17 protein-coding genes and 1 tRNA gene are annotated in these 21,712 nt (G+C 68.0%); 9 read left to right on the top strand and 9 right to left on the bottom strand.

The genetic code is table 11. The features are described 5' to 3' along the window. Positions 1–6: 6 nt before the first annotated feature. The 7 genes from IE88_RS0112530 to ygfZ all read right to left on the bottom strand — a co-directional run bounded on the left by IE88_RS0112530 (position 7) and on the right by ygfZ (position 5,832). Positions 7–600, bottom strand: coding sequence for an isochorismatase family protein (locus IE88_RS0112530; protein WP_031554993.1), 594 nt, complete (start codon positions 598–600; stop codon positions 7–9). Next, a complete protein-coding gene (locus IE88_RS0112525) occupies positions 587–1,354 on the bottom strand; it encodes an SDR family NAD(P)-dependent oxidoreductase (RefSeq protein WP_031554992.1) in 768 nt (255 codons plus the stop codon). Before IE88_RS0112525 ends, IE88_RS0112530 begins: the two co-directional genes overlap by 14 nt. Beyond that, entirely contained in the window at positions 1,351–2,217 is an 867-nt protein-coding gene (locus tag IE88_RS0112520) for an aldo/keto reductase (RefSeq protein WP_031554991.1), read from the bottom strand. Before IE88_RS0112520 ends, IE88_RS0112525 begins: the two co-directional genes overlap by 4 nt. 219 nt (positions 2,218–2,436) lie before the next feature. After that, a tRNA-Pro gene (locus IE88_RS0112515) sits at positions 2,437–2,513 on the bottom strand. 23 nt (positions 2,514–2,536) lie between these two features. After that, positions 2,537–4,330: a lytic transglycosylase domain-containing protein gene (locus tag IE88_RS0112510; protein ID WP_031554988.1), complete on the bottom strand. Its 1,794-nt coding sequence runs from the start codon at positions 4,328–4,330 to the stop codon at positions 2,537–2,539. 126 nt (positions 4,331–4,456) lie between these two features. Further along, the gene (locus tag IE88_RS0112505; RefSeq protein WP_031554986.1) at positions 4,457–5,038 is read right to left on the bottom strand and encodes a DNA-3-methyladenine glycosylase I; all 582 of its coding nucleotides are present in this window, start codon (positions 5,036–5,038) and stop codon (positions 4,457–4,459) included. Beyond that, the gene (ygfZ, locus tag IE88_RS0112500; RefSeq protein WP_031554984.1) at positions 5,035–5,832 is read right to left on the bottom strand and encodes a CAF17-like 4Fe-4S cluster assembly/insertion protein YgfZ; all 798 of its coding nucleotides are present in this window, start codon (positions 5,830–5,832) and stop codon (positions 5,035–5,037) included. Before ygfZ ends, IE88_RS0112505 begins: the two co-directional genes overlap by 4 nt. Positions 5,833–5,898: 66 nt before the next feature. Here ygfZ and IE88_RS0112495 point away from each other — a divergent pair, with 66 nt between their 5' ends. The 8 genes from IE88_RS0112495 to IE88_RS0112455 all read left to right on the top strand — a co-directional run bounded on the left by IE88_RS0112495 (position 5,899) and on the right by IE88_RS0112455 (position 16,628). After that, entirely contained in the window at positions 5,899–6,630 is a 732-nt protein-coding gene (locus tag IE88_RS0112495) for an RNA methyltransferase (protein ID WP_031554982.1), read from the top strand. Positions 6,631–6,711: 81 nt separating this feature from the next. Continuing rightward, the gene (locus IE88_RS0112490) at positions 6,712–8,124 is read left to right on the top strand and encodes an alpha,alpha-trehalose-phosphate synthase (UDP-forming) (protein WP_051882128.1); all 1,413 of its coding nucleotides are present in this window, start codon (positions 6,712–6,714) and stop codon (positions 8,122–8,124) included. Between the two features lie 11 nt (positions 8,125–8,135). Further along, positions 8,136–8,876: a trehalose-phosphatase gene (gene otsB, locus IE88_RS0112485; RefSeq protein ID WP_031554978.1), complete on the top strand. Its 741-nt coding sequence runs from the start codon at positions 8,136–8,138 to the stop codon at positions 8,874–8,876. Next, entirely contained in the window at positions 8,863–10,641 is a 1,779-nt protein-coding gene (locus IE88_RS0112480; RefSeq protein WP_031554977.1) for a glycoside hydrolase family 15 protein, read from the top strand. The genes otsB and IE88_RS0112480 overlap by 14 nt, the downstream gene beginning before the upstream one ends. A gap of 101 nt (positions 10,642–10,742) precedes the next feature. Then, positions 10,743–11,774 carry a helix-turn-helix domain-containing protein gene (locus IE88_RS0112470; RefSeq protein WP_031554975.1) on the top strand — a complete coding sequence of 344 codons (1,032 nt, stop codon included), beginning with the start codon at positions 10,743–10,745 and terminating at the stop codon, positions 11,772–11,774. Between the two features lie 109 nt (positions 11,775–11,883). Further along, positions 11,884–14,265 (top strand): TonB-dependent receptor, encoded by a 2,382-nt coding sequence (locus IE88_RS0112465; protein ID WP_031554973.1) that lies wholly within the window; start codon positions 11,884–11,886, stop codon positions 14,263–14,265. 54 nt (positions 14,266–14,319) lie between these two features. Beyond that, entirely contained in the window at positions 14,320–15,267 is a 948-nt protein-coding gene (locus tag IE88_RS0112460) for an alpha/beta fold hydrolase (RefSeq protein ID WP_036767213.1), read from the top strand. 5 nt (positions 15,268–15,272) lie between these two features. Further along, entirely contained in the window at positions 15,273–16,628 is a 1,356-nt protein-coding gene (locus IE88_RS0112455; protein WP_031554961.1) for a spinster family MFS transporter, read from the top strand. A gap of 101 nt (positions 16,629–16,729) precedes the next feature. Here the strand turns inward: IE88_RS0112455 and IE88_RS0112450 are convergent, their stop codons facing one another. Continuing rightward, positions 16,730–19,270, bottom strand: coding sequence for a TonB-dependent receptor (locus IE88_RS0112450; RefSeq protein ID WP_202900503.1), 2,541 nt, complete (start codon positions 19,268–19,270; stop codon positions 16,730–16,732). A gap of 253 nt (positions 19,271–19,523) precedes the next feature. On the opposite strand from IE88_RS0112450, the gene IE88_RS0112445 reads away from it, so the two are divergent. Then, positions 19,524–19,880 carry a DUF423 domain-containing protein gene (locus tag IE88_RS0112445; RefSeq protein ID WP_031554958.1) on the top strand — a complete coding sequence of 119 codons (357 nt, stop codon included), beginning with the start codon at positions 19,524–19,526 and terminating at the stop codon, positions 19,878–19,880. On the opposite strand, the gene IE88_RS0112440 is transcribed toward IE88_RS0112445, so the two are convergent. Further along, positions 19,870–21,627 (bottom strand): asparagine synthetase B family protein, encoded by a 1,758-nt coding sequence (locus IE88_RS0112440; RefSeq protein WP_031554957.1) that lies wholly within the window; start codon positions 21,625–21,627, stop codon positions 19,870–19,872. The genes IE88_RS0112445 and IE88_RS0112440 overlap by 11 nt on opposite strands. Positions 21,628–21,712: the final 85 nt, after the last annotated feature.

The raw sequence follows: 21,712 nt of genomic DNA, 5'->3' as shown, positions 1-21,712 counted from the left end.
GGCATTTCAGCCGTCCGCTCCCATGAATTCATGAACGATGGCGAAGCAGGCCTTGCCGCGCACCCCTGTCAGGGCCCCTTCCGCCGATTGCAGTATGTCCGCCACCGAGGTGACGATGGCGCCCGCCCGCTCGATCCGCCGCAGCGCCGCTGCCTCCGCCCGGGCCGAACGGGCGCCGACCCCTTCGAGCGCCACCGCGACGCGATAACCGTTGGCGATCCCGTCGAGCGCGAGGTACTGGATCACGGCCTCGGCCGAATATCCCGCGACGACCAAGGTCCGCCGGCCGGTCGCGGCGAGCGCTGCGGTGAAATCCTCGTCGGCGAAAGGGCGGGCATGGCGGCGGGTAAAGCTGTTCGCCGCGCCAGCATGTTCGGCGATGGCGGGGAGGTGGCTCGGCGCCTTTCCGTCCACCCCCACCACGGTGAACAGCATGGGCAGGCCGAACAGGCCGGCCGCGCGCGCCAGCGCAGCCGCCGCTGCCGAGATGCCGTCGGCCGATCGCGTGCGGCTCTTCGCCACCAGCTCGGGCTGGAGATCCGCGAAGATCAGAACGGTATCGTCCGCGTCCACCGTAGGCGTGATTTCAGCGGGCGACATAGCCGCCGTCGACCGCGATGATGTGGCCGGTCACGAAGCTCGCGCCATCGCTGCACAGCCACATCACCGCCGCCGCGATCTCCTCTGGCTGTCCGAGGCGCTTGATCGGGACGTCCCGCATCATCTCCTCGATCACGCCTTCCTCCGCATTCTTCATGTCGGACACCATCGGCGTATCGATGATGCCGGGCGCCACGCCGTTCACGCGGATGCCGCGCGTGGCATATTCGAGCGCGGTGCTCTTGATCAGCCCGTGAATGCCGTGCTTGGCGGCATGATATGCGGCGCGGCCGGGGACGCCGACGAAGCCGCCGAGCGAGCTGTTGTTGACGATCGCGCCGCCGCCGGCTTGGCGCATATGCGCCAGCTGATACTTCATGGCCACGGCCACGCCGCGCAGGTTGATCCCGAGCATCCGGTCGTACTGGTCGATCGCCAGATCCGCGAACTCGACCGCATCGGCCTGGATGCCGGCATTGTTGAAGGCCATGTCGAGAGCGCCGAGTTCGGACACGCTCCGCTTCACCGCGTCCCTGACCGCAGCCTCGTCCGCGACGTCGCAGACGACCGGCAGCACGTGGTGGCCTGCATCGCTCAGACGGTCGGCTTCGGCATGCAGCACGTCCCCGTCCCAGTCGACGAGGGCGACCGCGGCGCCGGCAGCGGCAAAGGCGCTGGCGGCCGCCAGCCCCATGCCCTTGCCCGCACCGGTGACGAAAGCGGTCTTGCCGCTGAAGTCATAGGTTACGCTCATTGCGCCCGCGCCTTGTCCGCATAGACCGGGAACTGGCTCGCATCGCCGTAATCCGTGATCGACAGGTTCTTCAGCCTCTCCATATCCGCATCCGAGATTTCGAAATCGACTTCGGCGTTGCTTTGGATGTGCGAGGGCGTGACCGATTTGGGCAGCGGCAGCAGGCCGAGCTGCAGGCAATAGCGGATCGCCAGTTGCGCGACGCCGGCATCGTAATTGCCGGCGATCTCTCTGGCCTCGGGGTGATCCAGGATCTTGCCGTGACCGAGCGGAGAGAAGGCCTCGACCAGCACGTCCTCGCCCTGCGTATAGGCGATCAGCTCGCGCGGCGTGTTGCCGATATGGGTGAGGAACTGGTTCACCGCGGGCTTCACGCTGCCGTTCTTCAGGATGTTCTCCAGATCGGGCTTCTCGAAGTTCGAGACGCCGATGGCCCGCAGCTTGCCTGCCGCGAGCGCCTCTTCGAGCGCTTGCCACGCCTGAAGATTGCCCTCGAAGAAATGCTCGCCGCTGCGGAAGTCGGACCAAGGCTGCGGGCTGTGGATGATCATCAGGTCGATCATGTCCAGGCCAAGCGTCTTCAGCGAACCGTCGATCGCTTCGCGGGCGTCGTCGAGCGACTTGATCTCGGCCGCCAGCTTGGTGGTGACGAAGACATCCTCGCGCGCAACGGAGCTGTTGCGGATCGCGGCGCCGACGCCGCGTTCGTTCTGATAGGCCTGGGCGGTGTCGATATGGCGATAGCCGGCATCGAGCGCTGCGCCGACCGCCGCCTCCACCTTGGAATCGTCGATCATCCAGGTGCCGAACCCGATCTTGGGAATCGCGACACCGTTGTTGAGCGTATAGGTTTCATCAAGCATCGTCTGCCTCCTCTCGAAGAGTCCGGGCCTGACGGCGCCGGACGGGATCGACAGGGATATGGGCCCGCGAAGCGCCGACGCTGCCGGGCCTTGCGTCATTGCGGCGATGAATGAAATTCACCTACGGGCTCGCAGGCTTTCTCGCGCGATGCCGGCCAGCGGTCCTGGCCGGCGGGTCATCGCGCGAGAGCCCGGCTTCGGCTGAACACTGGGGAAGGCTGGTCGGGGCGGCAGGATTCGAACCTGCGACCCTCTGCTCCCAAAGCAGATGCGCTACCAGGCTGCGCTACGCCCCGACGCTTCGCCGTGTAGGCGCGGCTCAGTCGGCGGACAAGCCCCGCGCGCCCTCGCTCACGCTGCGATAGACGGGGGCGCCGCCGGCCGCCAGCGCATCGCGGCTCGGGGCGGGCTCGCCCAGGCGCTCGCGATAGAGCCAGAGATTGGTCATGACGTGGTCGACGAAGCCGCGCGCTTCGGGGTTCGGCACGCTCTCGATCCGCAGCAGGGGATCGTCGATCGGGTTGCGCGCCTGCCAGCGGCGGTAATTGCCCGGCCCCCAATTGTAGCTGAGCATCATCGCGAAGAGGTCGCGCGAGCCGTCATCGTGCTCGCTCAGCAGGTATTCGACATAGGACTGGCCCAGCTGCATGTTGTAGCCCGGCTCGTAGAGCTTGTCCGATGCGCGGCTGCGCGAATGGGCGAGGCTGCGGTCGCGGCTGATATAGGCGGCGGTGCGCGGCATGAGCTGCATCAGGCCCGCCGCGCCGACCCGGCTGCGGGCATGGGTCATGAACTTCGATTCCTGGCGGATCAGCGCGAAGAGCAGGGCCCTGTCCACCGTGAAGCCGCCATTGGGCGCGTAATCGGGGACGGGGAAGAGCCCAGCGCGCAGCTGCGCGTTCTCGGGCTCGTAGGCGCCGCCGCTCAGCGCGATCATCAGCTGCGCGGTCGGCAGGTCGAGGACATGGGTGAGGGCGGCGAGGGTCGTGTCCTCCTCCTGCGGCAGCTCGGCATGCACCCAGCGCAGCTCGTCCTGCGCCTCGCGCTCATGGCCGATCTGGGCGAGCGCCGCGGCGCGGGCGATCCGTGGGCTGAGCGATGTCAGCCGGTCGTAATCCGACACGGTCAGGACGGGCGGCGTCCAGTCGATGCCGGACTCCCGTCCGAGCTGTCCGAGCGCGAGCTGGCCGTAGAGGGTCAGGGGCATGCCGGCCGCGGTTTCGAGATGGGCGGTGACGGCATCCGCCCGGCCCGCCGCGATCGCCGTGCGCGCCGCCCAATAGGCGCCGGCGGCGCGCAGGCGCGGCGTCTGCTCCTCGATCGCGGCCATGCGCGCGAAATAGGAGTAAGCGCGGGCCGGGTCCTCCATCCGCATATGGGAGAGGCCGGCGATCCAATGGGCGAGGACGGCCGAATCCGGAGAGCGGTCGGCCGCCGCGACGGCGAGCGCGCGCGCCTGCGAGAGCTTCCCGTTGAAATAGAAGCTTTCGGCGATCCAGCCGCGCACGCGGTCGGTCTGGGCGCGGGTGAGGCGATTGAACTGGCGCGGCTCGTTCAGATAGTTGAGCGCCTGGGTCGGCCGGTCGCGCGACAGGAGCGAGCGCAGGCGCAGCTCGATGCGGCGGACCTCGGCGCGGCCATGGGGATTGGCGCGGTAGTCCGCTTCGAGCTCCGCGGGCAGGGGTTTCGGCGGCTCTGTCCGCCAGCGGCGCTTGGCCGGGCGGCGCGGCGTCTCGCCCACGGGACGCCGGCGAAGCGCCAGGCGGTGGACCGGACCGGCATTGGGGTGATCCGCATAGGCATCGAGCCAGCGGGCGAGCTCCCGGTAGGAGGAGCGGTAGGCCGTCGGGTGCATGTAGCGCTGTTCGAGGAGGTAGCCGAGAAGGACCGGGTCCTCGATCGCGCCGATCACTCTGTCGGCGGTCTTCCAGTCGCCTTTCTCCTGCGCGGCGAAGGCCTCGCGATAGCGGGCGGCATCGGCCTCCGACAGGGGGCGCACCTCGCGCAGGACGTCGCTCTGCGACAAAGGCGCCGTGGCCAGACCCTGAGCCGAGGCGGGGCCCGTGCAGAGGGCGCAGGCGGCCAGTGCCGCGAAGAGCGATGCGATTTTCATGCTGTCCCTCGTCCTCCGGATGCGCCGGTTGTCGCGCGGGACTATCGCTTAGCAGGGGGTAACAGGAGGTTGAAGAGCACACGCGCGAGCCGCCGCGCCTTCTTCTTTCACCCGTGCCGCGAGTGGTCAGGCGGCGAGGGCGCGGTGACGGAAGCAGGCGGTCTCGTGATCGTTCACCATGCCGACGGCCTGGCAGAAGGCATAGGTGATGACCGGGCCGCAGAAGCGGAAGCCGCGGGCCTTGAGGTCTTTCGCCATGCGGCGGCTGGTCTGCGTTTCGGCAGGGACCGCCGCTGCCGCGGGCCAGGCGTTCTGGCGCGGCGCGCCGCCGTAATAGGACCACAGCCATTCGGAGAAGGACTCCCGCTCCATCACCGAAAGCCAGGCGCGGGCATTGCCGATGGCCGCTTCGATCTTGGCGCGGGAGCGGACGATGCTCTTATCGCTGAGGAGGCGGGCGATGTCTTCCTCGCCGAAGGCGGCCACGCGCTCCGGCTCGAAGCCCTCGAAGGCGCGGCGGAAGGCTTGCCGCTTGTGCAGGATGGTGCGCCAGCTCAAGCCCGCCTGGAAGCCGTCGAGGACGAGCTTCTCGTAGAGCGCGCGGTCGTCCCGCTCCGGCACGCCCCACTCGGTGTCGTGATACTCGGCGTAAAGAGGATCGTTCGCCGGCACCCAGGCGCAGCGGGCGGGCGCCTGCGGTCCGCTCAAGACAGGTAGTCCGGCGCCAGGAGCGTGACGGGCAGGCCCTCGACCTGCGGCGCTTCCTCGGCGCGCTGCGCCCTGTCGACGCGGAGGAGGGCAATGCCGCTTCCGCCATGAGAGGACGTCACCGTGCCGAGCGTGCTGCCTCCGGCGGTGACCGGCGCGCCTTTCGGCAGCGGCCCTTCGCCGAGGACCCGCCAGCTGCGCTTGCGCACCTCGCCCTTGCGGAACATGCGGCTCGCGACCTCCTGGCCGACGAAGCAGCCCTTCTTGTAGTCGACCGCGCCGAGGGCATCGAGGTTCACGTCCATCGGAAAGACCTCGCCGCTTCCGTAGTCGGCGCCGAATTCGGGCACGCCGAGCGCGATGCGGCGCGCCTCATAGGCGTCGGGATCGCCTTTTTCGGCATCCTCTTCGCAGAGCCGGCGGGCGCCGAGCGCGGCGAGGCGCGGATCGGCCGCTTCGCCATCCCCGCTGACGACGACGGCGAAGCGGCCCGAGACATCCTCGATCTCGACCTTGGCGCGCAGCTTGTAGAGGCGCAGGCGCTGCAGGAGCGGCTGCGCCTCGCCCGGCGCGGCGTCGATCAGGACGCCGTCCTCCCGGCGCCAGACGAAGAAGGCCGAGAGCACCTTGCCCTGCGGCGTGAGCAGGGCGGTGTGGGTGACGCCGCCCGAAGAGAGCTTTTCGAGGTTCGCCGTCAGAAGGCCTTGTAGAAAGGGAACGGTTTCCTCGCCCGTGAGCGAGAGGACGGCTCTGCCGGGCAGGACGGTGGGCGGGAGCGCGGGAAGATCTGGCATGGATGCAAGATATGGCGCCGGCGGCCGCGTGTGTACCCGGGCGCGCAACGCCGCTAGAGGCGGGCCATGATCACACCGCTCATCATCCTCGTCCGGCCGCAGATGGGAGAAAATATCGGCGCCGCCGCCCGCGCCATGCTGAATTTCGGCCTGACGGGGCTGCGCCTCGTCGAGCCGCGCGACGGCTGGCCCAATCCGCGCGCGGGCGCCATGGCGGCGGGCGCCTCCGAGGTCATCGACAAGGCGCGCGTCTTTCCAAGCGTGGCGGACGCCGTCGCCGACTGCACCCATGTGCTGGCGACCACCGCGCGGCATCGCGGGCTGTTCGTGCCGGTGCACGAGCCGCCCGAGGCGGCCGCCGTGCTGCAGGGGCACGCGCAGAACGGCCATCGCACGGCGGTTCTGTTCGGCGGCGAGAAGTCCGGCCTCTCCACGGACGACCTCTCTTATGCCGACGCGATCCTGACCGTGCCGGTGAACCCCGGTTTCTCCTCGCTCAACCTCGCACAGGCCGTGCTTCTGGTCGCTTACGAATGGTCGCGCGCCGTAGCCTCGGGGCAGCGCTTCGACAGCCCCTATGACGAGACGCCCGCGCCGCGGGAGGCCGTCGAAGGCATGATCGTCCATCTCTTCGAGGCGCTCGACGAAGCGGGCTATTTCTATCCCGAAGCCAAGCGTCCGACGCTCGAGCGCAATCTTCGCACCATGCTCACCCATGCCAAGCTGACCGAAGCGGAGACGCGACTGTTCCGGGGGGTAGTCAGGCAGCTTTCCAGGCGGCACAAGGCTGGGACGTGACCATATTCGAGCCGCATTTCGTCCGAACCTCCCGTCTTCGGGGGTGTTCGCAGCTAAGAGCAACAATGAAGCCGAAAACCCATGGCTAGACTCATCGGCGTCTCCAACCGCACCGCGGCCGGGGGGTCGAAGGCAGGCGGCCTCGCCGTCGCGCTCTGGCAGGCGCTTGTCGAAACGAAAGGCACCTGGTTCGGCTGGTCCGGCGACGTGGTGAAGACCGCGCCGCGCGGCGTCGAAGTGTTCGAGGAGGACGGCGTCGAATTCGCCGTCACCGACCTGACCGAGGCCGAACACGAAGGCTTCTATCTCGGCTATGCCAACCGCGCTTTGTGGCCCGTGCTGCACTACCGGGTCGATCTCGCCAATTTCGACGAGGTCGAATACGAGGTCTATGCCGAGGTGAACCGCCGCTTCGCGCGGCTCGTCCGCCCGCGCCTTCAGCCCGGCGACCTCGTCTGGGTCCACGACTACCACTTCTTCCTTCTGGGGCGCGATCTGCGCGATCTCGGATGGCAGGGCCGGATCGGCTATTTCCTGCATATCCCCTTCCCGCCGCCGGAGATCTTCAAGTCGCTCCCCGACCATGCGCAGCTCGCCAGAGGGCTCGCCGCCTATGACGTTGTCGGCTTCCAGACGACGAATGACCGGCGCAACTTCGAGAAATACATTCTCGAGGAGATGGACGCGAAGGCGCTCGGCGACTGCCGCTTCGAGGTCTTGGGCCGCACCATCACCGTGAAGTCCTATCCGATCGGGATCGATGCGGACGCCTTCGTCAAGGCGGCGGAGGGCGAACCGGCCCAGCAGGCGATTTCCCGCATCAGGCCGTTCCTCGGCGGGCGCTCCTTGATCCTCGGCGTCGACCGGATGGACTATTCCAAAGGCATCCCGCAGCGCTTCGAGGCGATGGGTCGGCTTCTCGACCATTATCCCGAGCTGCACGGCAAGATTTCCTATACCCAGATCGCGCCGCCCTCCCGCACCAAGGTCGAGGAATATCAGGACCTGCGCGAGGATCTCGACCAGCTCGCCGGCCGCATCAACGGCGATTACGGCGATCTGGACTGGATCCCGATCCGCTATCTCGCGCGGTCCTATCCGCGCGACTATCTCGCCGGCCTCTATCGCATCGCCAGCCTGGCGCTCGTCACGCCGCTCCATGACGGGATGAACCTCGTTGCCAAGGAATTCGTCGCCGCGCAGGATCCGGAGGATCCGGGCGTCCTCCTGCTGAGCCAGTTCGCAGGCTCGGCCGAGCAGCTCTCGGGCGGCGCGCTGCTCGTGAACCCGCACGACATGTCCGGGATGGCGGACGGGATGCGCACCGGCCTGAAAATGCCGCTGGCCGAACGCCGCAGGCGTTGGGAAGCGATGATGAAGGTGGTGCGGGCGCAGGATATCGTCTGGTGGCGCGACGCCTTCTTGGGAGATCTGGATCCGAATGCGCGGCCGGGGCGGGAGCCCGGCGGCAGCGTGATCGCGATGGGACGGTAGGAATTTCTGGCATGAGGGAAACTCAGGAGGCGCCGCCGGCGCTGCTGACGGCGAAGACTGCGCTTTTTCTCGATTTCGATGGCACGCTCGCGCCGCTCCAGGACGACCCGGATGCGGTGAACCTGCCGGAGGGCGGCGCGGCGACCCTAACGGATTTGTCCGAGCGGCTCGGCGGCGCGGTGGCGCTGGTCTCCGGCCGCGACGCCCGCGACGTCACCGCGCGCGTGCCGGTGATGCTGTGGCGCGCGGGCAATCATGGCGGCATCGTCCTGTCCCCCGGCGAGGCCGAGCCCGCCACCGTTCCGTCCGCGCCCGAGGCCCTGACCGAAGCAGTGCGCGAGGCGGTCGCCGCCTTTCCCGGCGTGGTAGTCGAGGAGAAGGCCGCCGTCCTCGCCATCCACTATCGCCAGAACCCGGACTGCCAGGAGCCGCTGCTGGCGAGCCTGAGCGGGATCGCCGACGCCAATGAAGGCTACAAGCTCCAGCACGGCAAACGGGTCATCGAACTCAAGCCCGAGGGCGTGGACAAGGGCGTCGTCATCGAGCGGCTCATGAAGGAGGCGCCCTTTGCCGGGCGCACGCCGCTCTTCCTCGGCGACGACACGACCGATGAGGACGGCTTCGCCGTGGTCCAGCGGCTCGGCGGGGATGCCGTGAAAGTCGGTGACGGAGAGACCTCGGCACGCTATCGGCTCGACGGGCCCGACGAGGTCTGGAACTGGATGAGGAAGGCGCTGCATGAATTCGCTTGAACTGGGGATTGTCGGAAACGGGTCGATCGCGGGTCTGATCGACGAGCACGGCGCCTACCAGTTCCTGTGCCTGCCCCGTTTCGACGGGGAGCCCGTCTTCGATGCCCTGCTCGGCGGCGAGGGCACCTTTTCGGTCGAGCTCGTCGGTCATACGCATTCCGAGCAGATCTATCTGCGCAACACCGCGGTCCTGAAGACCACGCTCTGCGCGGGCGAGGGCTGCATGGTCGATATCTACGACTTCTGCCCCCGCTTCTCCGCGCGCGGCCGGACCTTCCGCCCCGCCTCCTTCGTCCGCCGCATCGTCCCGCGCGGCGGCACGCCGAGGATCAAGCTGCACCTGTGCCCCAAGGATGGCTGGGCCGGCGGCGATCTCGGCGTCAGCCGGGGCACCAACCATATCCGCTACCGCTCAGAGGACGGCAGCCGCTTCCGGGTCACGACCGACGCGCCGATCTCCTATGTGATGAGCGAGACGCAGTTCACGCTCGACCGCCCGATCAACATGATCTTCGGCCCCGACGAGTCCCTCTCCGATGCCGTCGACGTGGTCACCCGCGACTGGGAAGAGCGCACCATCGACTACTGGCAGGAATGGTCCCGCCGACTCGCCGTGCCCTTCGAGTACCAGCAGGCGGTCATCCGCGCCGCGATCACGCTCAAGCTCTGCGTCTTCGAGGAGACCGGCGGCATCGTGGCGGCGCTCACGTCTTCGGTGCCCGAGCATGCGGGGTCTTCCCGGAACTGGGACTACCGCTTCTGCTGGATCCGGGACGCCTATTTCACGGTGACGGCGCTCAACCGCCTCTCCTCGGTCTCGACGCTCGAATATTACCTGCGCTGGCTGCGCAATGTCGCGGCGCTGACCGATGGCGGGCATATCCAGCCCGTGCTCGGCGTCGGGCTTGAAAAGGACCTCGAGGAGCACATCGTCGAGCGCCTGCCGGGCTATCGCGGCAACAAGCCCGTGCGGCGCGGCAACCAGGCCTCCGAGCATGTCCAGCACGACGTCTACGGACAGGTGATCCTCGGCGCGGCGCAGGCCTTCTTCGACGAGCGCCTGCGCAGCCCGGCGGGCGAGGCGGATTTCCGCCTGATGGAGAAGATCGGCGAGCGGGCCTTCAAGATGCACGACCAGCCGGATGCCGGCATCTGGGAGTACCGCACGCGTGCGGCGGTCCATACGAGTTCCGTCCTGATGTGCTGGGCGGCCTGCGACCGCCTGGCGAATGTCGCCCATCATCTCGGCCACGAGGATCGCAGGATCTACTGGAACGAGCGCGCGGACATCATTCGCGAGACCATCGAGAAAGGCGCCTGGAGCGAGGCGCGCGGCGCCTATACCGGCGATTTCGGCGGCGACTATCTCGACGCCAGCGTCCTTCTGATGTGCGAGGTCGGCTATCCCCGCTCCGAGCAGGAGAAGGCCCGCTTCCGCAGCACGGTCGATGCCGTGGATGCGGAGCTGCGGGAGGGACATGCCGTCTACCGCTACAAGGCGGCCGACGATTTCGGCAAGCCGCAGACCGCCTTCACCGCCTGCACCTTCTGGCACATCGACGCGCTGATCTCCGTCGGCCGCAGGGACGAGGCGCGCGAGCTCTTCGAGCATGTCCTCTCGCGCCGGACCCGGCTCGGCCTCCTGTCCGAGGACATGGACACCGAGACCGGCGAGCTCTGGGGCAATTTCCCGCAGACCTATTCCATGGTCGGGATCATCAATTCGGCGACCCGCCTCTCCATGCCCTGGAGCGAGGTCGTCTAGGGGCAACACGTTTCCGTTAGCGCGGCGAAGCTGCTAGGCTCTGCCGCGTGGAAAGCGCGGCGATATCCTCGAGCGGCAGGTCCCCTTGCGGCCCGGTGACCATGCCGCTGACTCTCCTGCGGCGCCTGATCCGGCCCGTCGCCGGCGATCTCGATCTCGGCGCGATCCTGCGCGCCGAGGGGCTGAGCCCCGACCTCCTCGATGATGCAGCGGAGGCGGAGGTCCGGGTCTCGCATTATCTGCGCATCCGGGAGCGCGTCGCCGAGCAGCTCCGCGACGAGACCTGCCACCTTTCCGCGCGCCACCTCCTCCCCGGCTCGACGGCGCTCGTCCTGTCGCAGCTTCCCGCGCGCGGGACGCTCGAGGAGGCGATGCGGCGCGTGGCCGCCGCCTACAACCTTCTTCACGGCGGCGACTACAATGCCGTCGCCCGCGAAGGCGGCGCGGCCGTCTTCGCGATCGACGACCGCGGCTTCCCCTACACGCTGCGCAACGAGGAATATGTCGCCTTCCTGATGGAATGCGCGCTCCTCTTCGTGCATGTCCTGTTCTGCCGGATTTCGCCGCCCGCGGGGCAGGGCCTCCTGCGCATCGCGGTGCGGCGAAAGCATTCCCCCCTGCTTCCCCTCAGCGATATCGTCGGCGTGCCGGTCGAGACGGGGGCGGAGCGCTATGCCCTGTCCTATCCGCTCGAGGCCGCCACGCGCTGCTCGGCCTATCCGCCGGCAGAGCGCATGGCGCGCCAGGCCGTGACGGAAGAACTCTGCGCGCTTCTCGATCGCGCGGCGGGCGGACCGGCCGAGGGCGGCGAGCGCATCACCGGGGCCGTCGAGGCTCTTCTCCATGAGGGCGTCACGGATCAGGCCGCGATCTGCGCCCGTCTCGGCCTCAGCCCCGCCACGCTGCGGCGCAGGCTCGCGGCCGAGGCCTCGAATTTCCGCATCCTGCGGCGGAACGCGCTCGACCGGCGGGCGCGGGTTCTCCTGGCGACGGAATTGCCGCTTCCCGAGATCTCGTCCCGCCTCGGATTTTCGGATGTCAGAGCCTTCAACCGCGCCTTCAAGAGCTGGAACGGCATCACCCCCAAGACCCAGCGCAGCGAGGCTGCGGGTGAGGGGGCGGGCGTCTCATGAGCGAAATTGTTCACTCCTGCCTGCGCGAAGCGGTCGTGTGAGCAGGACTTGCAGCATGGTAGCCTTGCACAAGATCGGGCCGTCAGAGCCCAGTGTAGGGAGAACCAGCATGCAGAAGACTCAAGGACTTGGCTCGAAAGCCGCCTTGGCCATGGGCGCCGCGCTCGCAGCTCTGGCCGCCGCTTCGGGCGCGCTCGCCCAGGATGCCGAAGAGCAGTCGCTCGACGAACGCTTCGCCTCGGATGACGAGATCGTCGTCACCGCGCGGCGCCGCGGGGAGAGCCTTCAGGACGTTCCCGTCGCGGTCACCGCGCTCGACGGCGAGGCGCTCGAGGAACTCGGCACGCCCGACATCACCTATGTCGCCCAGACCGTTCCGAACACGACGCTGGAAGTCAGCCGCGGCACGAACACGACGCTGACCGCCTTCATCCGCGGCGTCGGCCAGCAGGACCCCGTCGCCGGCTTCGAGCCGGGCGTCGGCATCTATATCGACGATGTCTATCTCGCCCGGCCCCAAGGCGCCGTGCTCGACCTCTACGACGTGGAGCGGATCGAGGTTCTGCGCGGACCGCAGGGCACGCTTTACGGCCGGAACACGATCGGCGGCGCGGTGAAATACGTCACGCGGCGCCTGTCGGACGAGCCGACGGCCGAGCTGCGCGGCTCCTACGGCACCTACAACCAGGCCGATCTGGTGGCCAAGGGCTCTCTGCCCCTTGGGGACACGCTGCGCGTGGGCGGCGCCTTCGGCAGCTTCAACCGCGACGGGTTCGGCGAGAACCTGACGACCGGCGAGGAAAACTACAACAAGGAGATCCTCTCCGCCCGCGGCACGGTCGAGTTCGAGCCCAACGAGGTCTTCTTCGCGCGGCTGATGGCGGACTGGCTCAAGGACACCTCGAATGCCCGCGGCGGCCATCGCCGAATCCCGGGCCTCCTTTCCGGCGCGCCGGTGCTCGACGACGTCTTCGACACGCGCGGCGGCATCGAAGGCCCGAACGAGACCGAAGCCTTCGGCATCGCCCTGTCCGGAGAGCTGCAACTCACGGATACGCTCAGCGTCAAGAGCATCACCGCATGGCGCGAGGACGACACCGAGACGCAGATCGATTTCGACGCCCTGCCGGCGATCGATGTCGACGTGCCGTCGATCTACGAGAACGAGCAGTTCACCCAGGAGATCCAGTTCACCTATGAGGGCGAGGAGGTCTCCGGCGTCGCCGGCGTCTATTACATCGACGCGAACGCCTTCAACACGTTCGACGTCGTCCTCGGCACGACGGGCGATTTCGCGGGCCTTCCCGGCCTGAACGCGAACACGACGGGCGATGTCGACACCGAGAGCTGGGCCGTCTTCGGCGATTTCAGCTTCGACCTCGAGCGCATGATGGGCCTGACGGGCTTCGAGCTGTCCCTCGGCGGCCGCTACACCGAGGATACTCGCGATGCGGAGGTCCTGCGCCGCACCTTCATCGGCGGGCGCATCCCCGAACTCGGCGGCGACAACCCCACGCTGATCGCGACCACCTCGCTCTTCCCCACGCCGACCGGCGAGGGCGAGGAGACCTTCACCGACTTCTCGCCGCGCGTCTCGCTGGGCTATTCGGTGAATCCCGATCACGACCTCTATGTGTCCTATGCGGAAGGGTTCAAGGGCGGCGGCTTCGACCCGCGCGGCCAGACGAGCTCGGCCATCGACTTCGACGCTGACGGCGATGTCGACGACGAGGACATCTTCGAATTCCTGCTCTTCGAGCCCGAGGAAGTGACCTCATACGAAGCTGGCTGGAAGTCGCGGACGCTCGATGGGCGGCTGACGAACAATCTCGCGGTCTTCTTCGCGGACTACACCAATGTCCAGATCCCAGGGTCGGCCGGCGGATTCGACCCGGTCACGGGGCTTCCGACCTTTGTCGGGGTGACGACCAATGCCGGAGAAGTCGAGTTCTTCGGCGTCGAACTCGAAGGCAATGCGGTGGTGTCCGAGGACCTGACGGGTGCGGACGACCGCCTCAACGTCGCCTACAGCGTCGGCTATATCGACGGCGACTACAAGGAGTTCATCGTCAACGACGTGAACGTGGCCGATGACCGCGTCGTGCAGAACACGCCCAAATGGTCCGGCTCGCTCCAGACCAATTATTCCCGTCCCTATGGCGCGGGCGAGCTGAGCTTCCTCACCGTCACCTCGGTCAAGGACGGCGTGAACCAGTTCGAGGTGCCCAACGAGCTGATCGACGAGGCCGCCTATGTCCTCTTCGATGCCAGCCTCGTCTGGCAGAACGACGAAGGCGACTTCCAGGTCGGCCTTCACGGCAAGAACCTCTTCGACAAGGAATACCGGGTCTCCGGCTATAACTTCCTTGCGCAGAACAATGACGGCAGCTTCGTGCAGCCGATCACGCCGACGCTCGGGCTCGAAGGCATCGCCACCGCCTTCTACGGCCCGCCGCGCCAGGTCTTCGCGACCGTCACGCTGCGCTTCTGATCTGGTGGGCGCCGCGCGGAAGTCCGCGCGGCGCCGCCTGCGGAGGAATCCGACATGAAGGAAATCCTGCTCGGCGTCGTCTGCGCCGCGCTGCTCGTCGCGGTCTTCGCCGCGCTCTGGAACCGGCGGGGCGGGGGCGAAGCGGAAGCTGCGCTCAGCCCCCTCGAGGAGGCTTACATGACGGAAGAAGACCGCTTCGTCACCGTCGGCGGCGTCCGCGTCAGGGTGCGCGAGGAAGGACCGCGGCGCGCGCCCGTCCTCCTGATGATGCACGGCTTCACTTCCAGCCTCGAGACATGGGACAGCGTCGCCGAGCGGCTCTCGGAGGAGTACCGGGTCATCCGCTTCGACCTGCTCGGGCACGGCCTGACGGGGCCGGATCCGCAGCGGCGCTATTCACCGGCCGAGCGGGCCGCCTTCACCGGCGCGGTGATGGACGGGCTCGGCATCGCGCGCGCGACGCTGGTCGGCAACTCGCTGGGCGGCCTCGCCGCATGGCGCTTCGCCAGCGACAATCCCGAGCGGGTCTCGGCGCTCGTGCTGATCAGCCCCGGCGCCTATTCGATCAACGGCGTCACGGAAAAGCCCGCGCCGATCCCGCCCGCGACGGCCATCTTCCTGCGCACCGCGCCCGAGGCGGGCCTGCGCGCCGTCGCCGCCGGCATCTATGCCGACCCCTCCGCCGTGCCCGCCGCCCGCATGGCCCTGATGCGCGACATGATGCGGCGCGAGGGCAATGGCGAAGCCTTCATCCATTCGCTCGAGGAGTTCACGCTCCCCGATCCCGATCCCGACCTGCGGCGCCTCGAAATGCCGGTGCTCGTTCTGTGGGGCCGCTCCGACCGCCTGATCCCGCCCCGGCAGGGCGAGCGCATGGCGAAAATCATTCCCGACGTCCGGCTGGTCATGCTGAGCGGCGTCGGCCACGCTGCGCAGGAAGAATCACCGGCGCGTGTCGCCAAAGAAATCGAAGACTTCCTCGCAGAGACGGAAACGCCATAAGCCCGATGTCGACCGCACCCGCAGCCGCCGCGCACCTGCCTCCCGCTCCCAGCGCCGGATACAGGGCCTATGTCCTGTTCATCCTGGTCGTCGTTTACACCTTCAACTTCATCGACCGGCAGATCATCGGCATCCTCGCCGTTCCGATCAAGGAAGAGCTCGGCCTCTCCGACACGCAGATCGGCCTGATGAGCGGGCTCGCCTTCGCGCTGTTCTACACTTTCCTGGGCATCCCGATCGCCATGCTGGCGGACCGCAAGAACAGGGCATGGATCATGACCGGCGCACTGACCGTCTGGTCGGGCATGACGGCCGTCTGCGGCCTGGCGCAGAACTTCACCCAGCTCTTCTTCGCCCGCCTCGGCGTCGGCGTGGGAGAGGCGGGCGGCGTCGCGCCCGCCTATTCGCTGATCTCGGATTATTTCCCCCAGAACGAGCGGGCGCGGGCGCTTGCGGTCTATTCCTTCGGCATTCCGGTCGGCAGCGCGCTCGGCATCGTGCTCGGCGGCGTCCTCGCCAGCGTCATCGGCTGGCGCGAAGCCTTCTTCATCATCGGCGCCGCAGGCATCCTCGTCGCGCCGATCTTCCGCCTGACGGTGCGCGAGCCCGTCCGGGGGCGCTACGACCCGCCCCGGCCGCCGGCCGAGCAGGGAATGTGGGCCGCGGTGAAAGAGGTCGTCGCGACTCTCGTGCGCAAGCCGAGCTTCTGGGGCCTCAGTTTCGGCGCCGCCTTCTCCTCGATGATGGGCTATGGGCTGTTTTTGTGGGTGCCGTCCTTCTTCGTGCGCAGCTATGGCGGCGAGCTGGCCGATTTCATGGCGTTCCTGCCGGATGCGCTCATTCCCGCGAACCCGAGCCCGATCCTCTATGCGGGCTATTTCTACGGCGCGATCCTGCTGATCGGCGGTGTGGCAGGCATCTGGCTCGGCGGGGTCCTGGCGGACCGCTACGGCGCGGCGCGCAAATCCGCCTATGCCGTCGTGCCCGCCATCGCCTTCCTGCTGACAGTGCCCTTCCTGGTCGCCGGGCTGCTGACCAATTCGCTCGGCCTGTCCTTCCTCGTCTTCCTCGTTCCCACCGCGCTCGGCCTCGTCTGGCTGGGTCCCGTCGTCTCGGCGTTCCAGCACCTCGTGCCGCCGCATATGCGGGCGACGGCCTCGGCCGTGTTCCTCTTCATCAACAATCTTGTCGGCATCGGCATCGGCCAGCCCGCGACCGGCCTCATCTCCGACGTGCTGAATGCGGAATTCGGTGACGAGTCCCTGCGCTACGCGCTTCTGGCAGGCACCGGCTTCTATATCGTCGCGGCCGTCCTGTTCCTGATCACCGCGCCGAGGCTGAAGACGGACTGGGAACACTGACCGGACGCCCGCAGGGCGGGCGCCGGGAACGAAAAAAGCCGCGGCCGGGGCCGCGGCTTTTTCATTTGAGTGAAAGAGGAGGGCGCCAAGGCCCTCCGTCCTCAGAATGCCTTGCGCAGCGTGATGCCATAGGTGCGCGGCGGGTTCGGATACCCCAGATAGGTGCCCGTCTGCGCCGTCGCGGGGAAGGCCACCTGCACGAACTCGTCGTTGAACAGGTTCCGGCTCCACAGCAGGGCCTCGAAGCCGTTGTCCATGTTCAGGCCCAGCGAGGCGTTCACCAGATTGACCTCGCGGCCGGGCACGAAGTCGGGAATGTTGTCCGCCGTGTTCACCTCGGATTCGTAGACGTAGTTGATCCGTGCGAAGCCCTCGCCGAACGAGAACGGCTTGAACAGGGTGAGGGCGGTCGTGGTGTTCACCTCGGAGATGCCAGCAGGCGTCGTGCCGGACAGGTCGACCGGCCCGTTGGGGCCCGGGGCGCCGACGAACTCGTCATATTCGGGGTCGAGGAAGGTGCCGGCGAAGTCGAAGGAGATGAAGTCGGCAGGCTGAATGTTCAGCTCGACTTCGGCGCCGCGGACGGATTGCTCGCCGGCATTGGCGAGGACGAATCCCGTGCCCTGGAACAGGTTGGACTGGAAGCCGTCGATCGTCTGGTCGAACAGGGTGACGTTGAGCGCGCCCCAGTCGAAGCTGCTCTTCACGCCGATCTCGAAGACGGAGGATTCCTCGGGGCCCGCATAGCGCGTGCCCTGATAGGTGCCGAGCGCGACCTGTGTCTGGTTCGGCAGGAGGTCCGCAGCGGCGAGGGCCCCGAGATCCGCCGGGAAGGGCCGGCTGTCCCGCGTCAGGTTCCACGAGGACGGCTTGAAGCCCGTGGCATAGGAGCCATAGACGTTGACGCGGTCGGTCACGTCATAGGCGAGCCGCAGCGTGTAGGTCAGCTCGTCGTCCTTGGTCTGGCCGCTTTCGACGGCGTTGGGGAAGTCGACGAAGGGCGGCAGGAACTGCAGCGGCGCGAGGGCGAGGAACGGGTTGACGTCCGGGTTCACGTCATTGGCGTCGGCGAAGGCCTGGGCGCCGGCCTGGATCTGGCCCAGCGCGGCCGGGTTGAGCTGCGTGATGAGGGCGATGTTGTCCGGCGTCGGGGCGAGGCCCGTATTCTCCTGGAAGGCTTGGGCGAAGGCCTGCTGGAAGATCGCGCTGTTGCCGATCTGCACGAGGTTCAGCGAGCTGAACTCGAGCGTGTACTGAGACTCTTCGACAACGTTCTTCTCGTCGCTCGTATAGTTGAGGCCGACGGTCGCCGTCAGGCGATCGGTCACGTCGAAATCGACCTGCCCGAAGAGCGAGATCGACTCGTCCTCCTGATCGAAGAAGTTCGTGTAGTATTCTTCGGTGGACTGGAACTGCGTTCCGGGGGGAACGACGCCGAAGCCGATCAGCGCCTGCTCGGCTTCGATGAAGCCGCCGCCCGCCAGGATGTTGGCATAGGCTCGCTGGTCGGTGCCATAGGACAGGTAGCTGTCCGCCCGGACATCCTCGTTGAAGTAGAACAGCCCGGCGAGCCAGCCCACCCTGTCCGTCGCACCGGAGATGCGGAGCTCCTGGGTGAAGGTGTCGGTGTTGTTCACCTGCGCGAGCAGGTCGAGATTATCGCTGGTCGAGAAGTCCGCGTCGTAGTTTTCCTGCCCGCGCTTATCGCGATAGGCGGTGATCGAGGTCAGCTCGCCGAAGCCGAGATCCCAGTCCGCCTGAAGGCTGACGCCCCGGTTCAGGATGTCGTTTTCCGGATCGAAATTGTAATTCGCTTCGTAGTCGTAGAAGTCGCCGCCGAGCTGGCCGCCGACCGCCCGAATCGCGTCGCCCGTCGGGCCTTCGACGAGAAGGCCGGCATAGCAGCACAGCTCTTCGAGCTCGTCATAGTCCGCGATCAGACGGAAGGAGAGGGCATCGGTCGGCTCGAACAGGGCCTGGCCGCGGATCGACCAGCGGTCGCGCTCATTGATGTCGCTGCCGGTCGTCAGGTTCTCCGCATAGCCGTCGCGCTTGTTCACCGAACCTTCGAGGCTCAGCGCGAGCGTGTCTGAGACGGGGCCGGTGACATAGCCCTTGAGGAGGCGCTGGTCGTAATTGCCATAGGTCAGCTCGACCTTGCCGCCCGGCGTGAATTGCGGCTCCTGCGTGGTGATCGAGATGACGCCGGCCGAGGCATTCTTGCCGAACAGCGTCGATTGCGGCCCGCGCAGCACCTCGATGCGTTCGATCTCGGCCAGGTCCGAGATCGCCGAAGCGGAGCGCGAGCGGTAGACGCCGTCGATGAAGACACCGACGGAGGGCTCGATCCCGACATTGTTCGCGCCGTTGCCGAAGCCGCGAATGGTGAAGGTCGTATTGCCCGAGGACTGGTTCTGGTTGATGCGCAGGGACGGAACGACGGTCTGCAGGTCGAACAACTCGTTGATCTGCGCGTTCTCGATGGTTTCTTCCTGAACGACCGAGACCGCGACAGGCACTTCCTGCAGCGTCTGCTCCCGCTTGGTCGCCGTCACGATGATCTCGTCGACCTGCGCTGCCGCAGTGCCGAGCGCGGATAGCCCGAAGAGGGCCGTCGAGGCCATGAATAGAGTTCTGGTCACCGGATACCTCCCAATCGTCCTGCCAGCCGCCTTCGTTGGACGGCTTCGTCCCGGTGCGGCAGCAAGAAAGTAGGATTTCGGTCCTGCCCCAACCGTGCCGCGCGCTGTGCGTAAGCCGAGGATGGTTGTCACTCAAGCGTGAAGAGGCGGTGAAGGCGAGGAGTGCCGGGCCGATGCAAGGGCGCCACACATGGCCGCCCGTGACCCCTCGGCCCGGACCGGCTAGGAGCCGCTTTCAGGCGAGGAGACCGTCATGCCGCTTCTGACAGCTTTCGCCGCCTCGTGCGGCTTTCTCGGCGTCGCGCTCGGAGCGTTCGGCGCGCATGGCCTCGAGGGGCGGCTCGACGCGAAGGCCGCAGGGTGGTGGGAGACCGCCTCCTTCTACCTGCTGCTCCACGCCGTGGCGGCGCTGGCCATCGCCCTGTCGGGACGCGAAGGGCTTGGCGGGGCCGGCGGCTGGTGCCTTGCCGCAGGCGCCGCGCTGTTCGCTGCCACGCTCTACGCCATGGCGCTCGGTGCGCCGCGGGTCCTCGGCGCGGTGACGCCGGTGGGCGGAACGGTCATGCTGATCGGCTGGGCGCTGGTCCTCATCTCCGCATTCAGGAGCTGAACCCGGCCAGAAAGGCGTCGAGCATCAGGACCGACCAGAGGGCGGGGGCCGCATCAATCCGTCCCCGCTCATGCCGGGCGGCGAGCTTCTCCACGGCGTCGATGTCGAGATAGCCGCTGTCGCGCCAGGCGCCGCGCCCTCTCACCGCTCCGGCCAGCGCCTTGCGCGGCAGGATGACGGGAGCGGCGGGCGGCGCTGCGGGAAGCTCGCCTGCGAAGGCGTGCTCCAGTGCGGAATAGCCGCTTGCCGGTTTCTCGCCCGGCACGCGCGGCAGGCGCAGCGCCCAGTCCGAAAAGGCCGGGTCGAGGAAGGGAGATGCGAGGTCGAGCCCTGCGGAGGCGCTCAGGCGGTCAGCGCCGAAACCCATCCGTCCGGGTACGAGCAGCATGAGGTCGACCGCCCGGACCCGCGCGAAGGCCGGTTGCGCACGCACCGGCTCCAGACGCGCCCGGACATGCCGTGCCGGGTCGGAAGAGCGGAGCGGGGCGGCGAGGAGCGAGCGCCATTGCCCGGGCGGCACGACCGCCAGGGCCGCGGCATAGGCCTCGGCTTCCTCCCGCGCGAGCCGGGTCAGGCGGCTGCGCGCTTCGGCCAGGCCGGGCGCGATGGCCGGACCCGGACAGGCCGCCGCCAACGCTCCGAAGCCGCGGGCCCGAACTGCCGCGGGAAGCGGCGCGCGAAGGCGCGCATCTTCCTCGAAGAGGGCATAGCGGGCATGGCCGCCCAGAACCTCGGCGCCGCCCGCCCCCCAAAGAACGGTTCCGGCGCGCCGGCCCAGCGCTTCGAAATCATCGAGGCGGCGCAGGAGCGACAGATCCGCGAAGGGCTCTCCGAAAAGGCCCATCGCTTTTTCGGCCAGGGCCTCGGGATCGTGCTCGGCGGTGCGCGCCGGCGGGGTGTCAGGATCGGGATGCTGGCCGAGCGCCGCGGCCACGGCGCGATCGGGCAGGGTCTCCGCCGGCATGGCGCCGCAGGCCCGCTCGCCGCGGCGATGCGCCTCGACCGCGGCCTGAAGGAGCGGCGCGATCTCCGCTCGCGCTTCTTCGGCGGCATCGCCGGGCCCTGGCGGGGCAGGCGGTGTCCACCAGCGGCGCGGCGCCGGCACGGGCCTGCGGCGGCGCAGGAGAAGCGTGTGGCCCGCGGGCAGGCAGGCAATGCCGCGATAGATCGTGTGCGGCTCGGGAACGAACCCATAGAACAGATAGTCCGCCACCGCGTCCTCGCTGGGAAGCGTGTGCACGAGGCCGCTGGCGAGCAGGGCGCGCGGTTCGGAGGCGAAGAGCAGGAGCCCGTCCCGCGTGACGTGCCAGTAGAGCGGCCGCTCGCCGAAGCGGTCGCGGGCGAGCAGCAGCGTGCCCTCCCGCGGGTTCCAGGCCGCGAAGGCGAAGGGGCCGGACAGCTCCGGCAGCGCATCGGCGCCGCGCAGATCGACGATCTCGGAGAGGATCGTCGCATCCGACGAGCGCTCCGGCAGGCGGCCCTGAAGGGCGAGCTGCCCTTCGAGGGCGGGTGAATTGGCGAGGCGGCCATCGACGGCCACCATGCTCCGGCCGCCGGCGCTTCTTGCGAGCGGAGCGTCGGCGGCATCGCGCCGGCCCGAACGGGTCGCGAAGGCCAGACCGGGCTCGATGTGAAGATCGCCCCGCGCCGCGCCGCGGTGAGAGAGGGCGTTCCTCATGCGCCCGAGTGCGGCGCGATCGGGCTCCCGTTTTCCGTCAAGATCGAAGATGCCGGCGATGCCGCTCATCGTTCAGCCCCCTCCGCCGTCCAGGCCGTCGCTTTGCGGGCGCGGATGGCGCGCAGAGCCGCTCGGCCTTCCGTGCTGCCGCAAA

Source organism: Parvularcula oceani, assembly GCF_000733125.1.
GTDB lineage: Bacteria > Pseudomonadota > Alphaproteobacteria > Caulobacterales > Parvularculaceae > Parvularcula > Parvularcula oceani.
The sequence above is the reverse complement of the archived record's forward strand: the minus strand, read 5'-3'. Positions and strand labels throughout refer to the sequence as shown.

Bases quoted from the DNA above. Each gene is read 5' to 3' on its own strand.
- IE88_RS0112530 (WP_031554993.1), bottom strand. From the start codon at position 600: ATGTCGCCCGCTGAAATCACGCCTACGGTGGACGCGGACGATACCGTT.
- IE88_RS0112525 (WP_031554992.1), bottom strand. From the start codon at position 1,354: ATGAGCGTAACCTATGACTTCAGCGGCAAGACCGCTTTCGTCACCGGT.
- IE88_RS0112520 (WP_031554991.1), bottom strand. From the start codon at position 2,217: ATGCTTGATGAAACCTATACGCTCAACAACGGTGTCGCGATTCCCAAG.
- IE88_RS0112510 (WP_031554988.1), bottom strand. From the start codon at position 4,330: ATGAAAATCGCATCGCTCTTCGCGGCACTGGCCGCCTGCGCCCTCTGC.
- ygfZ (WP_031554984.1), bottom strand. From the start codon at position 5,832: ATGCCAGATCTTCCCGCGCTCCCGCCCACCGTCCTGCCCGGCAGAGCC.
- IE88_RS0112495 (WP_031554982.1), top strand. From the start codon at position 5,899: ATGATCACACCGCTCATCATCCTCGTCCGGCCGCAGATGGGAGAAAAT.
- IE88_RS0112490 (WP_051882128.1), top strand. From the start codon at position 6,712: ATGGCTAGACTCATCGGCGTCTCCAACCGCACCGCGGCCGGGGGGTCG.
- otsB (WP_031554978.1), top strand. From the start codon at position 8,136: ATGAGGGAAACTCAGGAGGCGCCGCCGGCGCTGCTGACGGCGAAGACT.
- IE88_RS0112480 (WP_031554977.1), top strand. From the start codon at position 8,863: ATGAATTCGCTTGAACTGGGGATTGTCGGAAACGGGTCGATCGCGGGT.
- IE88_RS0112470 (WP_031554975.1), top strand. From the start codon at position 10,743: ATGCCGCTGACTCTCCTGCGGCGCCTGATCCGGCCCGTCGCCGGCGAT.
- IE88_RS0112465 (WP_031554973.1), top strand. From the start codon at position 11,884: ATGCAGAAGACTCAAGGACTTGGCTCGAAAGCCGCCTTGGCCATGGGC.
- IE88_RS0112460 (WP_036767213.1), top strand. From the start codon at position 14,320: ATGAAGGAAATCCTGCTCGGCGTCGTCTGCGCCGCGCTGCTCGTCGCG.
- IE88_RS0112455 (WP_031554961.1), top strand. From the start codon at position 15,273: ATGTCGACCGCACCCGCAGCCGCCGCGCACCTGCCTCCCGCTCCCAGC.
- IE88_RS0112445 (WP_031554958.1), top strand. From the start codon at position 19,524: ATGCCGCTTCTGACAGCTTTCGCCGCCTCGTGCGGCTTTCTCGGCGTC.
- IE88_RS0112440 (WP_031554957.1), bottom strand. From the start codon at position 21,627: ATGAGCGGCATCGCCGGCATCTTCGATCTTGACGGAAAACGGGAGCCC.